Annotated in this window: 19 protein-coding genes; 4 read left to right on the forward strand and 15 right to left on the reverse strand. The window is 68.8% G+C overall.

What is annotated here, in order from left to right:
- Positions 1–488 precede the first annotated feature (488 nt).
- Positions 489–3,974 carry a DNA-directed RNA polymerase subunit beta gene (rpoB, locus tag KVT45_RS19415; RefSeq protein WP_217549112.1) on the forward strand — a complete coding sequence of 1,162 codons (3,486 nt, stop codon included), beginning with the start codon at positions 489–491 and terminating at the stop codon, positions 3,972–3,974.
- A gap of 101 nt (positions 3,975–4,075) precedes the next feature.
- Complete coding sequence (locus tag KVT45_RS19420) at positions 4,076–7,975, forward strand: DNA-directed RNA polymerase subunit beta' (protein WP_217549114.1); 3,900 nt, start codon at positions 4,076–4,078, stop codon at positions 7,973–7,975.
- 57 nt (positions 7,976–8,032) lie between these two features.
- Here KVT45_RS19420 and KVT45_RS19425 read toward each other — a convergent pair whose 3' ends face one another.
- From KVT45_RS19425 to KVT45_RS19485, 13 genes are all read right to left on the reverse strand, one after another.
- Complete coding sequence (locus KVT45_RS19425; protein ID WP_217549116.1) at positions 8,033–8,296, reverse strand: hypothetical protein; 264 nt, start codon at positions 8,294–8,296, stop codon at positions 8,033–8,035.
- Positions 8,283–8,510: a hypothetical protein gene (locus KVT45_RS19430; RefSeq protein ID WP_217549118.1), complete on the reverse strand. Its 228-nt coding sequence runs from the start codon at positions 8,508–8,510 to the stop codon at positions 8,283–8,285. The genes KVT45_RS19425 and KVT45_RS19430 overlap by 14 nt, the downstream gene beginning before the upstream one ends.
- Before the next feature lie 27 nt (positions 8,511–8,537).
- On the reverse strand, positions 8,538–9,404 hold the full coding sequence (locus tag KVT45_RS19435; RefSeq protein WP_217549120.1) for a peptidoglycan-binding protein: 867 nt from the start codon (positions 9,402–9,404) through the stop codon (positions 8,538–8,540).
- Positions 9,405–9,619: 215 nt separating this feature from the next.
- Positions 9,620–10,009, reverse strand: a complete 390-nt coding sequence (locus tag KVT45_RS19440; RefSeq protein ID WP_217549122.1) for an ATP-binding protein — start codon at positions 10,007–10,009, stop codon at positions 9,620–9,622.
- Positions 10,010–10,036: 27 nt separating this feature from the next.
- Entirely contained in the window at positions 10,037–10,735 is a 699-nt protein-coding gene (locus KVT45_RS19445; RefSeq protein WP_217549123.1) for a hypothetical protein, read from the reverse strand.
- Positions 10,735–11,862: a hypothetical protein gene (locus KVT45_RS19450; RefSeq protein WP_217549125.1), complete on the reverse strand. Its 1,128-nt coding sequence runs from the start codon at positions 11,860–11,862 to the stop codon at positions 10,735–10,737. Before KVT45_RS19450 ends, KVT45_RS19445 begins: the two co-directional genes overlap by 1 nt.
- A 29-nt stretch (positions 11,863–11,891) precedes the next feature.
- Positions 11,892–12,914 (reverse strand): hypothetical protein, encoded by a 1,023-nt coding sequence (locus tag KVT45_RS19455; protein ID WP_217549127.1) that lies wholly within the window; start codon positions 12,912–12,914, stop codon positions 11,892–11,894.
- Positions 12,915–12,942: 28 nt separating this feature from the next.
- On the reverse strand, positions 12,943–14,241 hold the full coding sequence (locus KVT45_RS19460) for a hypothetical protein (RefSeq protein WP_217549129.1): 1,299 nt from the start codon (positions 14,239–14,241) through the stop codon (positions 12,943–12,945).
- 17 nt (positions 14,242–14,258) lie between these two features.
- On the reverse strand, positions 14,259–15,476 hold the full coding sequence (locus tag KVT45_RS19465; RefSeq protein ID WP_217549131.1) for a hypothetical protein: 1,218 nt from the start codon (positions 15,474–15,476) through the stop codon (positions 14,259–14,261).
- Positions 15,477–15,519: 43 nt separating this feature from the next.
- The gene (locus KVT45_RS19470) at positions 15,520–16,440 is read right to left on the reverse strand and encodes a phage tail domain-containing protein (protein WP_217549133.1); all 921 of its coding nucleotides are present in this window, start codon (positions 16,438–16,440) and stop codon (positions 15,520–15,522) included.
- Between the two features lie 29 nt (positions 16,441–16,469).
- On the reverse strand, positions 16,470–17,720 hold the full coding sequence (locus KVT45_RS19475) for a tape-measure protein (RefSeq protein ID WP_217549134.1): 1,251 nt from the start codon (positions 17,718–17,720) through the stop codon (positions 16,470–16,472).
- A complete protein-coding gene (locus KVT45_RS19480; protein ID WP_217549136.1) occupies positions 17,717–18,907 on the reverse strand; it encodes a phage tail protein in 1,191 nt (396 codons plus the stop codon). The genes KVT45_RS19475 and KVT45_RS19480 overlap by 4 nt, the downstream gene beginning before the upstream one ends.
- A 27-nt stretch (positions 18,908–18,934) precedes the next feature.
- Positions 18,935–19,882, reverse strand: coding sequence for a hypothetical protein (locus KVT45_RS19485; RefSeq protein WP_217549138.1), 948 nt, complete (start codon positions 19,880–19,882; stop codon positions 18,935–18,937).
- Positions 19,883–19,996: 114 nt separating this feature from the next.
- Between KVT45_RS19485 and KVT45_RS19490 the strand changes: the two genes are divergently transcribed.
- Entirely contained in the window at positions 19,997–20,194 is a 198-nt protein-coding gene (locus tag KVT45_RS19490) for a hypothetical protein (protein ID WP_217549140.1), read from the forward strand.
- 229 nt (positions 20,195–20,423) lie between these two features.
- On the opposite strand, the gene KVT45_RS19495 is transcribed toward KVT45_RS19490, so the two are convergent.
- A complete protein-coding gene (locus KVT45_RS19495) occupies positions 20,424–20,621 on the reverse strand; it encodes a hypothetical protein (protein WP_217549142.1) in 198 nt (65 codons plus the stop codon).
- A gap of 368 nt (positions 20,622–20,989) precedes the next feature.
- Between KVT45_RS19495 and KVT45_RS19500 the strand changes: the two genes are divergently transcribed.
- Entirely contained in the window at positions 20,990–21,796 is an 807-nt protein-coding gene (locus KVT45_RS19500; RefSeq protein WP_217549144.1) for a hypothetical protein, read from the forward strand.
- 26 nt (positions 21,797–21,822) lie between these two features.
- Here the strand turns inward: KVT45_RS19500 and KVT45_RS19505 are convergent, their stop codons facing one another.
- Entirely contained in the window at positions 21,823–22,167 is a 345-nt protein-coding gene (locus tag KVT45_RS19505; RefSeq protein ID WP_217549240.1) for a hypothetical protein, read from the reverse strand.
- Positions 22,168–22,228 lie beyond the last annotated feature (61 nt).

Raw genomic sequence — 22,228 nt, forward strand, 5'->3', positions numbered from 1 at the left:
GCGAAGAGCGATCATCCATCCGGGTGGTCGCTCTTCGGCGTTCCTGGAAGGCCGACCACGGTTGCCTTGCACCTGTGACGGCGGGGGGTATGGTGATCTTCGTCGTGTCTCCGGCGCACCGGGTTTGCGCAGAGGGGCCTTGACGAACCGCACGCAGCGCGCAATTCTCAGGACGCGTCGCCAGAACGGTCCGAATCCGAGGCATGGATCGGCGACGAAGAGGGCAGTATCAACGTGCGTTGAGGGCAGGCATGACGCAGGCGTTGACGATGAAGAGGGTCTCAGAAAATGGAGACTGGACATCAGTGTGCCAAGTGGCTACACTGACCCTTTGCGCTGCCTGTTAGCCTTCCCCTGCCCGTCACCAGGGGTCTGCCCTCACCCGAACGCCGACGACCGAACCTCCTCTGAACTGGGGTTTCTGTCTCTGTGTCCGGGAAGGGACCGGGGAGCGCGTAGTGAGTCCGAGCCCTCGGAAGGACCCCCTCTTGGCCGCCTCGCGCACTGCCTCGAACGCGAATATGAACAACGGCGCCAGCACTGCCCCGCTGCGCATCTCTTTTGCAAAGATCAAGGAGCCTCTCGAGGTTCCCAACCTGCTCGCGCTGCAGACCGAGAGCTTTGACTGGCTGCTCGGGAACACCGCCTGGCAGAGTCGGGTCGAGGAGGCTCTGGAGTCCGGTCAGGACGTCCCCACCAAGTCCGGTCTGGAGGAGATCTTCGAGGAGATCTCCCCGATCGAGGACTTCTCCGGGTCGATGTCGCTGACGTTCCGCGACCACCGCTTCGAGCCGCCGAAGAACAGCATCGACGAGTGCAAGGAGCGCGACTTCACGTACGCCGCCCCGCTCTTCGTCACGGCCGAGTTCACCAACAACGAGACCGGCGAGATCAAGTCCCAGACGGTCTTCATGGGCGACTTCCCGCTCATGACGCACAAGGGCACCTTCGTCATCAACGGCACCGAGCGTGTCGTGGTGTCGCAGCTGGTCCGCTCGCCCGGTGTCTACTTCGACTCCTCCATCGACAAGACGTCCGACAAGGACATCTTCTCCGCCAAGATCATCCCGTCCCGGGGTGCCTGGCTGGAGATGGAGATCGACAAGCGCGACATGGTCGGTGTCCGTATCGACCGCAAGCGCAAGCAGTCCGTCACCGTCCTCCTGAAGGCGCTCGGCTGGACCACCGAGCAGATCCTCGAGGAGTTCGGCGAGTACGAGTCGATGCGCGCCACCCTGGAGAAGGACCACACCCAGGGCCAGGACGACGCGCTGCTCGACATCTACCGCAAGCTGCGTCCGGGCGAGCCCCCCACGCGTGAGGCCGCGCAGACGCTCCTGGAGAACCTGTACTTCAACCCCAAGCGCTACGACCTCGCCAAGGTCGGCCGCTACAAGGTCAACAAGAAGCTGGGTGCGGAGGCTCCGCTGGACGCGGGCGTCCTGACCGTCGAGGACGTCATCTCGACGATCAAGTACCTGGTGAAGCTGCACGCCGGCGAGACCGAGACGGTCGGTGACAGCGGCGTGAGCATCGTCGTCGAGACCGACGACATCGACCACTTCGGCAACCGTCGTCTGCGCAGCGTCGGCGAGCTCATCCAGAACCAGGTCCGTACCGGTCTGGCCCGTATGGAGCGCGTCGTCCGTGAGCGCATGACGACCCAGGACGTCGAGGCGATCACGCCGCAGACCCTGATCAACATCCGGCCGGTCGTCGCCTCCATCAAGGAGTTCTTCGGCACCAGCCAGCTGTCCCAGTTCATGGACCAGAACAACCCGCTGTCGGGTCTCACCCACAAGCGCCGTCTGTCGGCTCTTGGCCCGGGTGGTCTCTCCCGTGAGCGGGCCGGCTTCGAGGTCCGTGACGTGCACCCGTCGCACTACGGCCGTATGTGCCCGATCGAGACCCCCGAAGGCCCGAACATCGGTCTGATCGGCTCGCTCGCCTCCTACGGTCGCGTCAACGCGTTCGGTTTCGTCGAGACCCCGTACCGCAAGGTCGTCGACGGCCAGGTCACCGACGAGGTGGACTACCTGACCGCCGACGAGGAGGACCGGTTCGTCATCGCGCAGGCCAACGCCGGCCTCAACGACGACATGCGCTTCTCCGAGGCCCGGGTGCTCGTCCGCCGTCGTGGCGGCGAGGTCGACTACGTCGCCGGTGACGACGTGGACTACATGGACGTCTCGCCGCGCCAGATGGTGTCGGTCGCGACCGCCATGATCCCGTTCCTCGAGCACGACGACGCCAACCGTGCCCTCATGGGCGCGAACATGATGCGGCAGGCCGTGCCGCTGATCAAGAGCGAGTCCCCGCTCGTCGGCACCGGCATGGAGTACCGCTCCGCCGTCGACGCCGGCGACGTGGTCAAGGCCGAGAAGGCGGGTGTGGTCCAGGAGGTCTCCGCGGACTACATCACCACCGCCAACGACGACGGCACGTACATCACGTACCGGCTGGCCAAGTTCGCCCGCTCCAACCAGGGCACCTCGGTCAACCAGAAGGTCATCGTCGACGAGGGCGACCGGATCATCGAGGGCCAGGTCCTCGCCGACGGCCCGGCCACCGAGAACGGCGAGATGGCCCTCGGCAAGAACCTGCTCGTGGCGTTCATGCCGTGGGAGGGTCACAACTACGAGGACGCGATCATCCTGTCGCAGCGCCTCGTGCAGGACGACGTCCTCTCCTCGATCCACATCGAGGAGCACGAGGTCGACGCCCGTGACACCAAGCTCGGCCCCGAGGAGATCACCCGGGACATCCCGAACGTCTCCGAGGAGGTCCTCGCCGACCTCGACGAGCGCGGCATCATCCGGATCGGTGCCGAGGTCGTCGCCGGTGACATCCTCGTCGGCAAGGTCACGCCCAAGGGCGAGACCGAGCTGACGCCGGAGGAGCGCCTGCTCCGTGCGATCTTCGGTGAGAAGGCCCGTGAGGTCCGCGACACCTCGCTGAAGGTGCCGCACGGCGAGATCGGCAAGATCATCGGTGTGCGTGTCTTCGACCGCGAGGAGGGCGACGAGCTGCCGCCGGGCGTGAACCAGCTGGTCCGCGTCTACGTCGCGCAGAAGCGCAAGATCACCGACGGTGACAAGCTCGCCGGCCGCCACGGCAACAAGGGTGTCATCTCGAAGATCCTTCCCATCGAGGACATGCCGTTCCTCGAGGACGGAACTCCGGTCGACATCATCCTCAACCCGCTCGGCGTCCCGTCCCGAATGAACCCGGGACAGGTCCTGGAGATCCACCTCGGCTGGCTCGCCAGCCGCGGCTGGGACGTCTCCGGCCTCGCCGACGACTGGGCCCAGCGGCTCCAGGCCATCGGCGCCGACCAGGTCGCCCCGCGCACCAACGTCGCCACCCCGGTCTTCGACGGTGCCCGCGAGGACGAGCTGGCGGGTCTGCTCCAGCACACCATCCCGAACCGCGACGGCGACCGCCTGGTGCAGCCGACCGGTAAGGCGCGGCTGTTCGACGGCCGTTCCGGTGAGCCGTTCCCGGACCCGATCTCCATCGGCTACATGTACATCCTCAAGCTCCACCACCTGGTCGACGACAAGCTGCACGCCCGTTCGACCGGCCCTTACTCGATGATCACCCAGCAGCCGCTGGGTGGTAAGGCCCAGTTCGGTGGCCAGCGGTTCGGCGAGATGGAGGTGTGGGCGCTGGAGGCGTACGGCGCCGCTTACGCCCTCCAGGAGCTGCTGACCATCAAGTCCGACGACGTCACCGGCCGCGTGAAGGTCTACGAGGCCATCGTCAAGGGCGAGAACATCCCCGAGCCCGGCATCCCCGAGTCCTTCAAGGTCCTCATCAAGGAGATGCAGTCGCTCTGCCTGAACGTGGAGGTGCTGTCCAGCGACGGTATGTCCATCGAGATGCGTGACACCGACGAGGACGTCTTCCGCGCTGCGGAGGAGCTCGGCATCGACCTGTCCCGGCGCGAGCCGAGCAGCGTCGAAGAGGTCTGACGGGAGTCCGGTAGGGGCCTCGCCACCGTGTGAGGCCCCCGCCGACCCCCAGGCCCCCGTTCAGACCAAAGACTCACAACCCTGAGAGGGATTGACGCATAGTGCTCGACGTCAACTTCTTCGACGAGCTCCGGATCGGCCTGGCCACCGCTGACGACATCCGTCAGTGGAGCCACGGCGAGGTCAAGAAGCCCGAGACCATCAACTACCGCACCCTCAAGCCGGAAAAGGACGGGCTCTTCTGCGAGAAGATCTTCGGCCCCACCCGGGACTGGGAGTGCTACTGCGGCAAGTACAAGCGCGTCCGCTTCAAGGGCATCATCTGTGAGCGCTGCGGCGTCGAGGTGACCCGCGCCAAGGTGCGCCGCGAGCGGATGGGCCACATCGAGCTGGCCGCTCCCGTCACGCACATCTGGTACTTCAAGGGTGTCCCGAGCCGGCTGGGCTACCTGCTCGACCTGGCTCCCAAGGACCTCGAGAAGGTCATCTACTTCGCGGCGTACATGATCACGTTCGTCGACGAGGAGCGTCGTACCCGCGACCTGCCCTCCCTGGAGGCGCATGTCTCCGTGGAGCGCCAGCAGGTCGAGAACCGCCGGGACGCCGACCTGGAGGCCCGCGCCAAGAAGCTGGAAAGCGACCTGGCCGAGCTGGAGGCCGAGGGCGCCAAGGCCGACGTGCGCCGCAAGGTGCGCGAGGGTGCCGAGCGCGAGATGAAGCAGCTGCGCGACCGTTCGCAGCGCGAGATCGACCGCCTCGACGAGGTGTGGACCCGCTTCAAGAACCTCAAGGTCCAGGACCTGGAGGGCGACGAGCTCCTCTACCGCGAGCTGCGTGACCGCTTCGGCACGTACTTCGACGGCTCGATGGGTGCCGCGGCGCTGCAGAAGCGCCTGGAGTCCTTCGACCTCGACGAGGAGGCCGAGAAGCTCCGCGAGATCATCCGTACCGGCAAGGGCCAGAAGAAGACCCGTGCGCTCAAGCGCCTGAAGGTCGTCTCCGCGTTCCTGCAGACCAGCAACAGCCCCAAGGGCATGGTGCTCGACTGCGTCCCGGTCATCCCGCCGGACCTTCGCCCGATGGTGCAGCTGGACGGTGGCCGCTTCGCGACCTCCGACCTGAACGACCTGTACCGCCGTGTGATCAACCGCAACAACCGCCTGAAGCGCCTTCTCGACCTCGGTGCGCCCGAGATCATCGTCAACAACGAGAAGCGCATGCTCCAGGAGGCCGTGGACGCCCTCTTCGACAACGGTCGTCGTGGTCGCCCGGTCACCGGTCCCGGTAACCGCCCGCTGAAGTCCCTCAGCGACATGCTGAAGGGCAAGCAGGGTCGTTTCCGTCAGAACCTGCTCGGCAAGCGTGTGGACTACTCCGCGCGTTCCGTGATCGTCGTCGGTCCGCAGCTGAAGCTGCACCAGTGCGGTCTGCCGAAGGCGATGGCGCTGGAGCTCTTCAAGCCGTTCGTGATGAAGCGGCTCGTGGACCTCAACCACGCGCAGAACATCAAGAGCGCCAAGCGCATGGTGGAGCGCGGCCGCACCGTCGTGTACGACGTCCTCGAAGAGGTCATCGCCGAGCACCCGGTGCTGCTGAACCGTGCGCCCACCCTGCACCGCCTCGGCATCCAGGCCTTCGAGCCGCAGCTGGTCGAGGGCAAGGCCATCCAGATCCACCCGCTCGTCTGCACCGCGTTCAACGCGGACTTCGACGGTGACCAGATGGCCGTGCACCTGCCGCTGTCCGCGGAGGCGCAGGCCGAGGCCCGCATCCTGATGCTGTCCTCGAACAACATCCTCAAGCCCGCCGACGGCCGTCCGGTGACGATGCCGACCCAGGACATGGTCCTCGGTCTGTTCTTCCTCACCACCGACGGCGAGCTGCGTGACACCAAGGGTGAGGGCCGGTCCTTCGGCTCCACGGCCGAGGCGATCATGGCGTTCGACGCCGGTGAGCTCGCGCTCCAGTCGCCGATCGACATCCGCTTCCCGGTGGGCACCATCCCGCCGCGCGGCTGGACCCCGCCGGTCGTCGAGGAGGGCGAGCCGGAGTACCAGACCGGTGACACCTTCCGGCTGCGCACCACCCTGGGCCGCGCGCTCTTCAACGAGCTGCTGCCCGAGGACTACCCGTTCGTCGACTACTCGGTGGGCAAGAAGCAGCTCTCCGAGATCGTCAACGACCTGGCCGAGCGCTACCCCAAGGTCATCGTGGCGGCGACGCTCGACAACCTGAAGGCGGCCGGCTTCTACTGGGCGACCCGTTCCGGCGTCACCGTGGCCATCTCCGACGTCGTCGTTCCCGAGGCGAAGAAGGAGATCGTTCGCGGGTACGAGGCGCAGGACGAGAAGGTCCAGAAGCAGTACGAGCGCGGTCTGATCACCAAGGAAGAGCGCACGCAGGAGCTCATCGCGATCTGGACCAAGGCGACCAACGAGGTCGCCGAGGCGATGAACGCGAACTTCCCCAAGACGAACCCCATCTTCATGATGGTTGACTCGGGTGCCCGAGGAAACATGATGCAGATGCGGCAGATCGCCGGTATGCGTGGTCTGGTGTCGAACGCGAAGAACGAGACCATCCCGCGTCCGATCAAGGCGTCCTTCCGCGAGGGCCTCTCCGTCCTCGAGTACTTCATCTCCACGCACGGTGCCCGTAAGGGTCTCGCCGACACCGCCCTGCGTACCGCCGACTCGGGTTACCTGACCCGTCGTCTGGTGGACGTCTCGCAGGACGTCATCATCCGCGAGGAGGACTGCGGCACCGAGCGCGGCCTCAAGCTGCACATCGCGGAGGTCGGCGCGGACGGCGTGCTGCGCAAGGCGGAGAACGTCGAGACCAGCGTGTACGCCCGTGCGCTGGCCGAGGACATCGTCGTGGACGGCGTGGTGCTGGCCCCGGCCAACACCGACCTCGGCGACGTCCTCATCGAGGAGCTCGTGGCCCGTGGCGTCTCCGAGGTCAAGACCCGCTCGGTCCTGACCTGTGAGTCCGCCGTCGGCACCTGCGCCATGTGCTACGGCCGTTCGCTGGCCACCGGCAAGCTGGTCGACATCGGTGAGGCGGTCGGCATCATCGCCGCCCAGTCCATCGGTGAGCCCGGTACCCAGCTGACGATGCGTACCTTCCACACCGGTGGTGTGGCCGGTGACGACATCACCCAGGGTCTGCCGCGTGTCGTCGAGCTCTTCGAGGCCCGTACCCCGAAGGGTGTCGCCCCGATCTCCGAGGCCCAGGGCCGCGTGCGGATCGAGGAGACCGAGAAGACCAAGAAGATCGTCATCACGCCGGACGACGGCAGCGACGAGACGGCGTTCCCGATCTCGAAGCGCGCCCGTCTCCTGGTCAGCGAGGGCGAGCACGTCGAGGTGGGCCAGAAGCTCACCGTGGGTGCCACCAACCCGCACGACGTGCTGCGCATCCTGGGTCAGCGTGCCGTCCAGGTCCACCTGGTCGGCGAGGTCCAGAAGGTCTACAACTCGCAGGGTGTGTCGATCCACGACAAGCACATCGAGATCATCATCCGGCAGATGCTGCGCCGCGTGACGATCATCGAGTCCGGCGACGCCGAGCTGCTGCCCGGCGAGCTGGTCGAGCGCTCGAAGTTCGAGCACGAGAACCGGCGCGTGGTCCAGGAGGGCGGTCACCCGGCTTCGGGTCGTCCGCAGCTCATGGGTATCACCAAGGCCTCGCTGGCGACGGAGTCCTGGCTGTCGGCCGCCTCCTTCCAGGAGACGACCCGAGTCCTGACGGATGCGGCGATCAACGCCAAGTCCGACAGCCTCATCGGCCTCAAGGAGAACGTCATCATCGGTAAGCTCATCCCGGCCGGTACGGGTCTGTCCCGCTACCGCAACATCCGGGTCGAGCCGACCGAGGAGGCGAAGGCCGCGATGTACTCGGCCGTCGGCTACGACGACATCGACTACTCGCCGTTCGGCACCGGCTCCGGCCAGGCCGTTCCGCTGGAGGACTACGACTACGGTCCGTACAACCAGTAGTAGTTGGTTCTGAAGGGCGGTCACCCCGGTTCGGGGTGGCCGCCCTTCGGCGTTGTGTCAGCGCGCGGTGATCTCGAGCGCCGTCACCACCGCCGTCGCCACGGCGGCGAGCGCGCCGATGCTCGCCAGCGGCCACCGCGTCCGCTCCAGGGCGTCCAGCCGCTGCTCGTGGTCGGCGAGCTGCCTGTCGGTCTGGTCGCTGCGCTGGACGAGAAGCGCGAGCGAGCCGTCGACCCGGGCGAACCCGGCCTCCAGCGTGCCGCGCAGCCGCTCCAGTTCCAGGGCGACGGTGATCGGGTCGTTCGGATCAGCGTCGGTCATCGGCACCTCCCGTCCGCAGCCACGAGGGCAGCAGCGCCTGTACGGCGGGCACGGCCATCACCCTGGTGACCGCGGCGGCGACGGCGAGCGCGCCGGCGGCCCAGGGCAGGGTGTCCGGGATGCCGGCGGCGTCGACGACCACCGGCAGCAGGACACACAGGCCGACAGCGGTCTGTACGACGGTACGGAGGGTGTGCTTGGCGGCCTCGGACATCGTGAACCTCGTTTCTTCGAACAGCGTTCAGGAGCTGTAGGGGACCTTGAGCGCCGCCCAGGACTTCGCTCCCGGCCAGCCGTCGGCCGACGAGCCGGTGTAGCCGAGCTTGCGCTGCCACTCGGCGTACGACGCCCGGTCGGCGTCGGTCCACTGCGGGCCGGGGCCGTCGGCGTACGCGGAGCAGCCGTTGGCGACCAGCCGCCTGCCCATCGCGGTGACGATCGCCGACTTCGGGTTCTTCCTGAACCACGCGGCACCGGGGAAGGGCTGGTAGGCGGGCGTACCGGGCGAGGTCTTCGTCTGCAGCCGGGCGGCGACCCGGCTCCGGAAGTCGGCCATCGCGAAGCCCTTGGGGTCGATCTTGGTGTTCGTCCACTCCTTGTGGCCGATCACCGACCGCGCAGTCCAGCCGTGCGCCCGGCACAGCGCGGCCGACGCCCGGACCATGGCGTCCAGCTGGACGTCGGGCCAGGGGTCCTTGCCGTCGCCGAGGTTGACGCACTCGAAGCCGTAGAAGTGGACGTTGCCGTCGGTGTCGTTCTGGTTCGGTGCCGGCAGGGTGGCGCTCTCGGCGACGACGGCGGCCAGGACGTCGCCGTCGCCGCTGCCGGCGTGGTTGGCGCGGCCGTTGCCGACGAGGTGGACCGTGCCGTCCTTGGCGATGACGCCGTGGCAGAGCGGGCCGGGCAGGTCGGAGCGGCCGTTGAAGCACATGCTCACGGAGGTGGTGGTGCCGGAGGTGACGGTGTGATGGATGATCACGCCGTTCACCGGGCCCCAGGCGCCGTGTCCGGCCCTGTTGTGGGTGCGCCAGCCGTCGTGCTCGACGACGGTGACGCCTTCGGCTTGGAGGGCGGTGAGGAGGGCGTCTGCGGAGAGGGGTGTGGCCATGGGCGGGTCCTTCTGGGCTTGGTGGGCATGAAAAAACCCGGGCCGGGGTGGGCGGCTCGGGTGGTGTTCGGGGTGCGGGTGGGTGGGGGCTGGTCGCGCAGTTCCCCGCGCCCCCAAAAGGCGGCTGCGCCGCCATAGAGGGCGGGTGCGCTGCCGAAAAGGCGGCTGCGCTGCCGAAAAGGCGGGTGCGCCGCCAAAGAGGGCGGGTGTGTCGCCTATGGGGCTTCGGTGTCCGGGTCGGTGCTGGTGGGGGTCCACTTGGTGCACAGGGCGCTGTAAGCCGCTGTGTTCTGCTCGAAGTTGGTGAGGGCCGCGGCCACCGCGCGCTGGATCGCGGTCTGGTCGGGGACCACCGGGTCGGTGCCGGCCGGCGAGACGGTGATCCGGCCGACGCCGCGCAGCACCGAGTTGTTCGTGCCGGACTCGGTGAGCTGGGCGGTGATGTTGACGGGCGAGTAGGTGCCGGTGATCGAGTCCGGGCCGATGATGTCGCTCAGGCTGGTGTCGGAGACCTTGATGTAGACGGTGTGGCCGGAGTCGGTGATGGTGGCCCGGCCGGCGAAGTCGATGGCGAGGCCCCAGGGCTGGGTGGTGTCGATGTCCATGGAGAGCGTCCTTTCTTCCGGGGAGGCTCAGGTCTGGCGGCCGTACATGAGCACGGGGTTGGCGTAGACGGTGCCGGCGGTGGTGCCGGTGACCACGGCCTGGATCTCGACCTTGAGCAGCGTGTTGTAGGCGGACGCGAAGTCGGAGCTGATCGGGCCCGAGTAGTCGAAGTCCGCGGGAGTGTCGGCGACTCCGCCCCACAGGGCGCTGTTGACCAGCACCCTGACCTGACCGGTGGCGCCGGAGCTGGCCCGGGTGTTGATCAGCAGCCGCATGTTCGGCTGCCAGACGACGTTGTACGACATGGCGATCGTCGTGAAGTTGCCGGTCGCGGTGGTCTGCGGCCAGCGGGCCACGGCCGTGTCCTGCGGCGGCAGCATGTTCAGCCAGGGCCGGGCGATCCCGCCGGCACCGATGTCGTCCGAGAAGATCTCGCGTTCGGCGGAGTCGTAGATGCGCAGCGGCTGTTCCGAGGTGGCGGTGCCGTCGCCGTTGTACATGCTGATGGCCCGGTGGCCGGTCTGGCGCCGGAGTTCCATCTGGTACTCGCTGCCGTTCCACCTGCCGACCCGGAAGATGGCCGACCCGTCGGCCGGCCCGACCGAAAGGGCGCCGCCGGAGACCGTGTTGAGCGCGGGCCGGCTGTTGACGGCCGTGGACAGCTGCTGGATGCGGCGTTCCATCTGGGTCAGCCGGTCGATGATGTCTTCGGGGAGCTGGGGCATCAGGCGGCCTCCTCCAGGTAGAGCTCGGCGGTGTCGGGGCGGCCGCGCTGGGCCGGGCTGACCTTGACGCCGATGATCCGGTAGCGGGCGTCGAGGCCCTCGGTGAACCACTCGTCGGTGATCCGGATGCGCGCGGTACGGCCGAGCAGCGCGGTCGGCACCAGGTCGTCGAGCCGGATGCTGATCTCGGGGATCACCACCGCGCCGGTGGCCGCGGCCAGTTCGGTGCGGGCGAGGGCGTTCAGGGTGTTCCGGTCGGTGATGTCGTTGTGGTCGGAGGTCAGGTCGATGCGCGGGTAGCCCGCTCCGTTGATCAGTTGCTGGGCGACCGCGACATCGGAGGCCAGCGGCCGGGACTCGACGGACTGGTCGGTGTTGATGGAGGCGCCCCGGGCCCGGGCGGTGGTGCCGCCGCGGGTGGCGTCGCGCGGGAAGGAGTACGACAGGATCGTGCCGGGCCGGTCCAGGACCAGGGGGGTGGAGCCGGTCTCGATCCTCGGGTGGCCCAGTACCAGGCGGCGCAGCCGGCGCCCCGAGACCGGGTCGGTGTAGACGGTGATGTGGTACTCGAAGCCGTCCTCCAGGGCGGCCAGCGAGTCGAGGGCGTCCTGGTAGGAGGTCTCGTCGCCGTCCTGGTAGCTGACCGTGCGGCGAACGCCGGAGATCTCGGTGCCGACGTCGACGAGGATGTTCCCGCCGTCCAGCGCGGTCTGCATGTCGGTCCACAGGCCCTGGGCGATGGCCAGCTGGTCCATGTCGGGGAAGGGGAGGATGCCGTTGGCCTTGTACGTGGGCCGGATCATCCGCCGCCCCGCGTACGAGTCGAAGGTCGCCGCCTGGATGCCGAGCGTGAGGATGCCCTGCTCGTCGCTCTGCAGGGTGCTGGTCCAGATGATCCCGCCCCACCACAGGTCGGTGCCGCGCTGGAGGTAGACCGAGGTGCGGCCCTCCTCGATACGGCGGACGCGGGCGGCCATCTCCGCGTTCGGGACGGGGACGGTGCCGGAGAGCGAGCCGGCCTTGCCGATGTAGTCGTCGACGGTGACGTCGCGCAGCGGCAGGATGTCGATGGTGTGGTCGGTGCGCAGGTCGCAGAAGATCGCCCGGTAGGGCGTGTCCGTGGTCATGGGCTGTCAGCTCCTTGGCCGGGCGGTGGTCAGAGCACGAAGCACGTGGAGACGCGCACGTTGTTGCCGACCTGGATCACGCCGCTGGTCGCCCAGGCGATGAGGTAGACGGAGCCGTCGGTGGCGATCCGGGCCGCACCGCTCGCGTATCCGTCGGTGACGACGGCGTAGCTGTCGACCGCCGGCCGCCAGCCGGAGGGCAGCGTGCCCATCAGTTCGTCGGCGACGTTGCCCGGGTTGGTGGTGCCGGCCGCGGTCGCGGTGAGGCTGCTCGTCGTGCGGCTGAAGGAGAGGGTGAACGAGCAGACCCCACGCGTGCGCCGGGCGGCGAAGGACGCCAGGGTCCAGCTGCCGGTTGCGGTGGCGCCGGTCGTGGTGGTCTCCACCACGAGGGGTGGCTGGTAGTCGGCCCAGGCGGTGCCGGACCAGCGCTGGAGCACTCCGCCGGCGTCCCGGTACTGGCCCGGGTAGGCGCCGTTGCTGGTGTCGCTGGTGACCGGGAGGATGCCGCCGAGGCCGACGGTGGCGGTCCGCACGCCGGTGATCCCGGCGCTCCAGTCGATGGCGGTGGGGCCGGCGCTCGCGCCCTTGGGCACGGTGACCTGGTACAGCGGGATCGCCAGGGCCGGTGCCGCGGGGACGACCGCCGTGGCGGCGGGGGTGCCCTGGACGATCTCGACGGCGGCCTCGGCGCGGCCGGAGCCGTCGTAGGTGTCGTCGTAGACGCGCAGCACGACCAGGTCGACCCTGCCGTACTGGGCGTCGCCGGCGGCGAAGGTGAGGGGCAGGTACTCGGTCAGTGCGACCGGGTAGGCGCCCTGGGCGTCGGTGCCCTGGACGACGGCCCGGCCGGGGCTGACGGTGGCGGTCATGGTGCCGGCGGCACCGGTGAGGGTGAATCCGGAGATCCGCCACTGGCCGTCGGGCGAGCCCGGCAGGATGCCGGAGCGGGTGGCCACGGTGGAGGTCGGGGTGAGGGCGCCGAATGAGACGAGCCGGGTGTCCTCACGGGTCTGGCTGTCCGGGGACAGCCAGCCGGAGCGTACGGGCATGGTGAACTCCTGTGCGGGGGAGGAAAGGTCAGCCGGCCGGGTCGACGCGCACGAAGATGTTGTCGAAGGTGCAGGTGACGGCCGAGTCGCTGGAGCGGTAGAGGGCGGTCACCGTGTAGGCCGTGCCGGGGGTCAGCAGGTAGCGGAACACGGTGGAGACGGAACCGGCGATCGTCCCGCCGTAGCAGGCGGCGTACTCGTCGTTGCCGGCGAGGACGACCGTGCTGCCCTGGGCGATCTGCGGGGCGACGAACGCGGTGGTGGTCGTGGAGCTCGCGGTGCGCAGCCGCGCGCCGACGGAGACCAGCACCGCGCCGGTGGACGGGACGGTGAAGGTCACGGCGAGCGCGGTCACCGCGGAGCCCGTGAGCGCCGCCGTGTACGTCGTCGACGCGGTGGTGCCCGCGTCCAGGGACGAGACGAAGGCAGGCGGCGCGACGGCGGGCAGCCAGGCGCTGCCGTTCCAGCGCTGGAGCACGCCGCCCGAGTTGTCCCGGTACTGCCCCGTGTAGCTCCCCGTCGTGACCGCGCCGGCCGGGGCGATCCCGCCGGTCGCCTTGGCATACGGCACCCAGGCCGAGCCGTCCCAGCGCTGGAGCACGCCGTCCGACGACTCCCGGTACTGCCCGGTGTAGCTCGCGGTGGTGACCGTGCCGGCCGGGGCGATGCCGCCGAGGCCCTTCGGGTACGGCACCCAGGCCGAGCCGTCCCAGCGTTGCAGGGTGCTGTTGATGTCCCGGTAGTGACCGGGGTAACCGCCCGCCGCCGTGTCGTCGGAGCGGGTCGGCAGGATGCCGCCGAGGGCGACGGTGGTCGGCCGCAGATCGGTGCTGGCGCCGGACCAGGTCAGGCCGCCCGCGTTCGCCGGGACGGCCACGCTGAACAGCACCAGGCAGACGTCCGGCGCGGTGGGCGCGACCGGGCTGGTGGCCGGGGTGCCCCGGACGATCTCGACGGCGGCCTCGGTGCGGCCGGAGCCGTCGTACGTGTCGTCGTACACGCGCAGCACGACCAGGTCGATCCGCCCGTACTGGGCGTCGCCCGCGGCGAAGACGAGGTCGACCTGTTCGGTGACGGCGACCGGGTAGGCGCCCCGGTCGACGGTGGACTGGATGACGGCCCGCCCCGGCGTGACATGGGCGTTCAGCGTGCCGTCGGTGCCGGCCAGCCACAGCCCGGTCACCCGGTACAGGCCGCCCTCGGAGCCCGGCAGGACTCCGGAGCGGCCCTTGCTGTCGGTGACCGGGGTGAGCGCGCCGATCTGGTTGGTCCGGGTGTCCTCCCGGCTCTGGCCGTCGGGGGACAGCCATGCGGTGCGTACGGTCATGAAGGCGACCCCCGTGGTCAGGAAGCGGATTCGTAGGTGCCGTGGATGGACAGCACGTCACCGGAGGCCCAGACGAAGGGCAGGGACTTGTCCCAGAGACCGGTGCTGAACCCGAGGGTGTCGCGCAGGGAGCGGACGATGCCGCCGCTCGTCGTCGCGAGCAGGCCGGTGCCCTGGTAGAACAGCATGGCTGAGGAGTCGAACGCCTCCGCGCTCAGCACCCGCCCGTCCAGCTTCCACGCGGTGGAGACCGGCGCGGCCGGCAGCGAGAACGTCCAGTTGCCGTCGGTGGCCTGGGCGGAGAGGTTGGTCGTCGACCCGATCTTCAGATAGATCCGGACGTGCACGACCGTGCCGGTCTTCACGTACGACCCGGCGAGCGTGCCGTTGCCGATCGTCGGCGCGGTACCGGACTCGGCGGCCCAGACCGGCGTGTAGTCGGTCCAGCTCGGCACCGGCTGGTACGACACCCACGCCGAGCCGTTCCAGCGCTGCAGCAGCCCGCCGGACGAGTCCCGGTACTGGCCTGTGTAGCTGGCGGTGGTGACCGTGCCGGCCGGGGCGATGCCGCCCAGCGCGCTCGGGTACGACACCCACGCCGAGCCGTCCCAGCGCTGCAGCGCGCCGCCGGAGTCGCGGTACTGGCCCGGGTAGGCGCCGTTGCCGGTCTCCCCGTACACCGGCAGGATGCCGCCGACCGCCACGGTGGGGGTGCGCAGGTCGGTGAGGACGCCGGCCCAGTCGAGGCCGCCCTTGCCGGCGCTGGCCCCGGCGGGGACCCTGACCTGGTAGATCGGCAGCGCGATGGCCGGGGTGGCGGGCGCGACCGGGGTGGCGGCCGGGGTGCCCTGGACGATCTCCAGGGCTGGCTTGGTCTGCCCGGAGTTGTCGTACAGCGAGTCGTAGATCCGCACCACGACGAGGTCGATGCGCGGGTTGGCGGCGTCGCCGTCGGCGAAGGTGAGGCTCGCGGGCTCCGGCAGGGTGACCGGGTAGGCGCCCTGGGTGGCGCCGGCCGCGATGACCGCCCGGCCCTCGTGGACGGTGGCCTTCATGGCCCCCGAGGTGCCCTCCATCCAGAAGCCGGACATCCGGTAGAGGCCGTCGTAGGACCCCGGCAGGATGCCGGAGCGGACTTGGAGCGGGTTGACCGGGGTGGTCGCGCCCAGCTGGGTCAGCCGGGTGTCCTCGCGAGTCTGGCCGGTCTCGGCCACCCATGAGCTGCGCAGGTTCATATGCGGGTCTCCTGTGATCTCGTGGCTCGGGCGCGGGGGTCGGTCACCACTCCGCCGAGCGCCAGCGGACGGCGAGTTGGGCGCCGGTGTCGTAGGTGTCGGGGCGGAACGCCAGCTGGGCCTGGCCCGGTTCGAAGGCGAACAGTTCCTCGGGGCTGCTGTCTGCGGCGGCGGTGTGGCGGCGCGAGGCGGTGGCGTTGAGGGTGACGGTGCCCTCCGCGGTGTCGACGACCAGCTCGTCACCGGCCGCGAGTTCGATCTCGTAGCGCAGCCTGCGCCCCGAAGTCCGGTCGGTGACGGTCGGGTTGGCGCAGGGCCCGGTGAAGGTGAGGACCGGATGGGTGGGGGCCGAGCCGGTGTTGTCGGCGTTGACGTCACCGGTCGAGTCCGCCTGCCCCCAGTACAACGGCCAGGTCAGCGGCCACGTCAGTCCGCTCTCCGGCTGCGGTGCGCCGGTCACGGCCGCCTGCTCGTCGACGGCGTAGCGGCGCGGGTCGGTGGCGTACCACTGCACGGACGCCCTGGCGACGCCCTGGGTGGTGTACGTCCGGTCGGTGGCGAGCACCCGCTGGCTGACCCGGGCCCGGACGGCCAGGGTCTCGCCGTGCAGCCGCACCGCGAGCCAGCGCTCCTGGTCACCGAGGAGCAGGGCCTGGCGCAGGGCGCGCGTCGCGGAGAGGTAGGAGGCGGTGTCGTCGGACGGCGGTACGGTCCACACCGTGCCGCCGACCCTGCGGGGCTTGGCGTACCGCGCGCCCGGCCAGGCGCCGTGCGCGGTGGGGTGGTCGGCGTCGGTGGTGTCGTAGTCCGGGAGGTCCTCCCAGCCGGTGAGCCCGTCACTGCCGATCTCGTACGGCGTACCGGGGCCCAGCAGCAGTCCGGCCCACTGCATCTGCCCGTCGCGGGTGATGAGTGAGCCGGGGGGAACGTCGTCGGTGTATGCGGTTGTGGTCAGGTCGGCCATCGGCCTTCACCTCACTGTCGTCGGTGCTGTCATGCGCAGGCGTGTGCGGAGGCCAGGAAGAGCAGGTCGGTCGCGGTGGCGTGGGCGCCGGCGCCGTGGCTCTCGTGGAACTCCTCGATGCGGTGCGGGTTGCGGGCCGCTGTGCCGCGCCGTCTGCGGGCGAGGGCGGTGAGGGGGAGCACCCTGCCCGTCCGGGCCGCGCCGGGGACGGCGATCCCGCCCTCCGCCAGCATCGGGATCTTGCCGAGATGCACGCCGAACTTCTTGCCGAAGAAGCTGAAGCTGAGCTTGTTCAGCCCGTCGATCACCCAGTTGGCGAAGGCGATGAGCCCCTGGATCGGGCCCTTGATCACCCCGGCGACGGTCTGCGCACCGGTGGTGACGAACTGCCCCATCGCGGTGAGGGTGCGGGAGGTGGCGTCCTTGATCCGGGTGAAGCCGCGGGGGATGTCCCTCGTGATCCAGTCCAGCACGGGCTTCACGGCACCCTTGAACCCGTTCCAGACCGCCGACACCTTGCCGCTGAGCGCCCGGGTGTCGCCGGTGGTGAGCGCCTTGAGGACGGCGAAGCCGGTGCCGATGAGGGTGCCGAGGGCGGTGAGGACGCCGGTGATGAGGGTGAGGTAGCCGGTGACGTACGTGTTCACCGCGCTCGCGATGACCTTGATGATCGGGGTGAGGATGGTCAGGTAGCCCTGGACGTACTGGAGGATCAGCTTGGCGAGCTGGTCCGTCAGCCGTTGCCCGGTCTCGGAGTTGAGCGCGATGTCCAGCAGCCAGCCGGCCACCGGGAGGAGCAGACCGGTGACGAAGCCGATCGGGTTGGCGCGGGTCAGGGCGTTGACGACGATCATCACGCCGGAGCCGATGGTCATGGCGGTGCCGAAGGTGCCGAGGAGACCGCCGAGGACACCGGAGGCGGAGATGAGCGCGCCGACGAGGGCGAAGACACCGCCGAGCCCGGCCTTGAGCTTGCCGAGGGACTTGCCGGCGCTCTTGACCCTGCTGCCGGCGGACTCGATGCCCGGGGCGGAGCCGGTGGCGGTCTGCCCGGCGCTGGCGACGGAACGGGCGGCGGTGTCGGCGTTCGTCTTGATCTTCTGGACCGCGGTGGCGCCCTGGCCTGCGGGGGTCTGGACGCGGTCGAGGCCGTCGGAGGTGCCGCTGACGCGGTCGGAAAAGGACCGCAGGCCCTGCTGGGTCTGCTCCACCTTGGTCCGGAACGAACGCAGGACGGGTACGGCCCCCTTGAACGGGTTGCGTACGACCGCGCTGCTCATCCGCGTGCCTTCGCCAGGAACATCAGCGCGTCGGCGGTGCGCTGCGGGCTGCTGGTCTCGGCCGCGTAGTAGTGCTCGATGTGCAGCGCACCGCCAGTGGCGGCGGTGCCGTTCACGGTGCCCCGTGCGGCCGCCCGCTTCAGCAGCCGGTCGAGCTTGCTGAGCGGCAGGACGGCCTCCGCCTCACCCGCCTCCGCGAGGAGCGCCGGGACACCGCCGGAGCGGGGCATGACGACACCGCCGGTCGCCAGCGCCGGGATCCTCGGCAGGCTGACGCCGAAGGTCTTGCCGCCGACCATCGGGACCCAGCCCGGGATGGAGACGTGGATGCCGTTGAGGGCGCCGATCGCGGAGTTGATGATCCCGATGACCGCGTTGATCGGGCCGCGGACCGCGCCCTTGATGCCGTCGAAGGCGCGGCTCGCGATGCCCTTGAGACCGCCCCAGACGCTGGACAGCCGGTCCTTGACGGCCTGGAAGGCGCTGGGGATCGCGGACCTGATCCAGCTGACGACAGGAGAGATGACGTTCTTGATGCCCTTCCACGCCCCGGAGACGACCGAGCGGATCGCGCTGAGGGCGCCGCTGATGATCGTCTTCCACATGGTGACGTAGGTGCGGATGACGGTGGCGACGGCCTTCACGACGTTGGTGATCGCCGTCTTGATGCCGCTCCAGACCGACTTGATCAGTTTGCCGGCGTTCTTCATGATCGGCTCGATGGCCTTCATGACGTTGCTGATCACGGTCTTGATGACCTCGAAGGCCTGTTTGAGGACCTTCTGCATGGTCTTCGAGTTGGTCACCATGTCGATGACCTTGTCGATGAGCGGCTGGAGCAACTGCATGAGCAGGCCGAAGAAGTTTCCCTTCATCGACTTGTTCATCTTGTCCTGGCCCTTGGCCGCCTTGCTCGCCCCGGACTCGTACTTCCCGAGGTTCTTCCCGGCACTGGTACCGGTCTTGCCGGCCTTGCCGAGTGACTTCTCGGCCTGGTCCGAAGCGGTCTTGAGATCCTTCAACTCCTTCCCGGACCCGTCGGCGGCCGTCTTCAGCGCCTTCAGCTGACCGGCACTCTTCTGGCTGTCACTGCCGATCCCCTTGGTCGCGGCACCGGCACCGGAAGCCTTGGACTTGAATTCCTCCAGGGAACCGGACGCCTTTTTCAGGGAACTGACGAGACTCATGGGACACCTCCTTCGAGGAGTGCGAGGTCAGGCGCCGATGGAGTCGGCGGCGCGGGTGGACGCGGTGGCGAGGTTCTGGAACATCACCTTGACGTTGTCGGCGTTGTCATGAAGCTCCTTGGCGGCCTTGGAGATATCCCGCAGCACTGTGGGCTTCGGGAGATTTTCGTGATTGAAGGCGGACATTTTCTGGTTGAGCCTGTCCGTTGCTTCGGTCAGACCGTCGAGATCCGCAGGGTGCAGTCGCTCGGTTACCTTCTCCAGAGCGTCGCTCAATCGGTTCGTCGCGCCGGCCGTCCGCTTCATCCTGGCCGCGGAGGGGAGTTTCGCCTTGAGCCTGTCGAAGGCCTCGATTCCGCTGTTGACCCTGCTCATCGCCTGTGCGAGTGCGTGCGCGTCGCCGGCCGGGGGCAGCCCCGAGGCACCGCCGCCGGGCTGCCGTCTCCGCTGACGGAACTGTCGGCTGCCCTCGCGCTGCGCCTGCCGCATCTCCCCGGAGGTGCGTTCCGGCCGGAGCCCCAGCCGTCCGTCGTCGTCGCGTCCGATGTACCGGCGGCCGTTCGGGAAGCGGCCCGTGATGTCCAGTGTCAGGTTCTTGATCGCCGCCAAGACACCTTTGACCTTGTCGAAGAGGCCGGTGATCAACGTGCGGACCTTGCCGAGGAGAGCGACGGCCCCGGTGACAACACCGGCTCCCAGGACGATCTGCGCCACGAGGTCTTTACCATGAAAAACATCCATGACTTGCTTGAAGAGGGCCAGTGCCTCCTTGACGAGCGGCATTTCCTTGATGAGGTCCAAGCCGCTCGGATTCTTCTCCTCGGCGGTTTTCCCGCCCTTCTCGATCGCCGCCTTCAGGTCGGCGATCTTCGAGTCGAAGTGGCCGGTCGTGACCTCGGACCTGGAATTGTTCTCGAGTTGCTGCTTAACTTCGGCCAGCCGGTCATAGACCTCGTCCGTGGTGTGCTTTCCCATGCGTCTGCTCCTCGCTGATGTCGCTCGCCTGGGGTTTTGTCCCGTTCTGGGCCTTGCTCGCGTCATGGATCCCCGGTAGCCTCGAAGATCCGTGCGGGATTAAGGGGGGAAGAAATGACAGATTTCCTGTTCTGGGTTATCGGTACCTGTTTCCTTGTCGGTGGATTGTTCCTTCTTTTCGTCGCTTTCCTGACGTTCCTGATGTGGCGAAAGGATGAGAAGGAGGTACCCTTCAAGAAATTCCTGCTGTGGCTCTGTGCAGGTGTCGCCGCGGAGGGGCTCATGGTGGTCTTCTACACGTTCAAGCCCTGAACCGGATGACTGTCGGACGTACACCACGGCCGGCGGTGGTCCAGCATTGATTCCCCTGCCCGAGGCCGGGGTTCAACGTCAGGCAGGGCCTGCGGTGTGTCCTGTGCGCAACCTCAGGTGCCAGGGCGTCGCCGGGAAGATGGCCTGCACATTCCGCGACCGGGTGGGAGTCGGTGCCGGTGTGGGCGGGGTGCGGCGAGAAGACCGTGGCGCATGTTCGCCGGGTGAGCTAAGGGCGGCTTCGGCGGGCTTCCGTCAGGGCGTCCGTCCAGCCGGCCGCGTAGGCGCGGGACTCGCGGGTGAGCAGTTCCTCGTACAGCCGGTCGAGCAGTGCCTCGCGGTCGGGCGCGGGGGAGTGCAGGAGGTGGGCGAGACGGGAGTAGGTGTCGATCGGCTGCTGCGGGAAGTTGCTCGTGCCAGTCGCCATGTCTGTCGGCCTGCTTTCCGGTCTGTCCGTTGGGCTGGTGGTACAGGTGTGCGCTCCTGACGCGCTCGAAGCGTCCGTTCGAACTAGTGTACGAGTAATCCGTTGGTGTCGCTCCGTGTTTGGCGAAGCCGATTTGTTTCACTCTCCGTTGCCGTCCGGTCCGGACCTGCGGCGTTGCGAGGGTGCAGTGGATGTTGTGTCAGATACGTGGAGTAGGATCCGGCCGTTCTCCCGTCGGTGAATCGAAAGTGAACGGTGCGGCCTGACAACGGACCTGAAGGCCTGTCATACGACGGTGGACGGCCACCGGGCGGCCGTCCTCGCGCGGGGGGCGCGATGGGGGCAGGGACGAGAGCAAGGCCTACGGGGTGGACGGGGACGCGAGCAGCGCGCGGCAACGACACGTGATCGACTGGCTGGAACAGGCCGATGACCTGCCACATCTCATCGCCCGTCTCTCCGAGCTGGTCCTGAGTCTCGGTTACGAGCCCCAGGACCTGGTGATCCTGCCGCGCGGTGAGCTCGACCGGCGGGAGACGGCCGCCTACAGCGCGGGCTGGGCCGATGTGGTCGACGAGCAGCTTCCCGCCGTGCGGCGGGCGTACGAGCAGCGGATCACGGCTGCCTATCTCCAGGGGCAGGAGGACGCCCGGAGCGGGCGGCGGCCGCGGCGCGCCCGCCGGACGGAGGGGGAGCGGGAGCAGGGCGGTGAGGTCATTGCGCTGCCCTACGTCCAACTTCTGCGTCCTCCGGCTGAATTGACGCGGGTAGAGCAGCGCGGGGAACGGGAGCGGTCGATCGCGGACGGGACGCCGTGGGACGGCATCGTCGACGAGGTCGAGGACGTCGAGGACGCCGAAGACATGGATGACATCGATGGCGGTACGGACGCCGGGCCCGGGGCCGACACCCTCCTGTCCGCCCGCGAGGTGCGGGAGAAGCGGGTGGTGCCGGCCGCCGCCGAACGGCGTTCGGTGGTACGGCGCAACGGGCGGCCCAGTGTGCCTCCGCTGAAGCGCGACGGTCCGGGTGGCGGCCGGGACAAGGGGCGTCGGGCAGAGGACCGGGAGCAGCAGGAGTCCGCCGACGCGCCCGGCCCCCGGCTCTCCGACAAGGCCCGGGCCCTCGCGGACGAACTGGAGGGCCGGGCCCCGGGCCGGCGCCGGGACGAGTAGCGCGTCCGGGCCGCCGTACAGCGTGGTCAGCCGAAGAAGCGGGCCAGCTGTACGGCCGACGGTGTCGCATCGGAGGGGGCCGGCTCCGGGGCCGGTTCGGCCACCGGCGGTTCCCCGTCGTCGTACGACGGCCTAGGCACCGGCGCCGGGGGTTCCGGCTGGTCGCCCTCCTCCGAGTTGACGCTGGCGAACATCCAGTTCGCGGCGGCCAGATGGTCCACCGCGGCGGCGAGGAGATGGTCGGACACCGACCACTCGGCGGCCTCGCCGTGCAGCTCCCTGTTCAGCGCGCTGTCATGCGGCAGGTGCTTGACGAGCGCCGCGAGACGCCGGGCGGACAGCGTCTCGCGGTGCCAGTCGAGCAGGTCGATGCCGTAGTAGCGGAGCAGGTCCGCTTCGAGGGCCTCGGCGTGTTCGTCCACGAACCCGACG

Origin of the sequence: Streptomyces sp. GbtcB6, from assembly GCF_019091475.1 — a bacterium.
Lineage (GTDB): Bacteria > Actinomycetota > Actinomycetes > Streptomycetales > Streptomycetaceae > Streptomyces > Streptomyces hyaluromycini.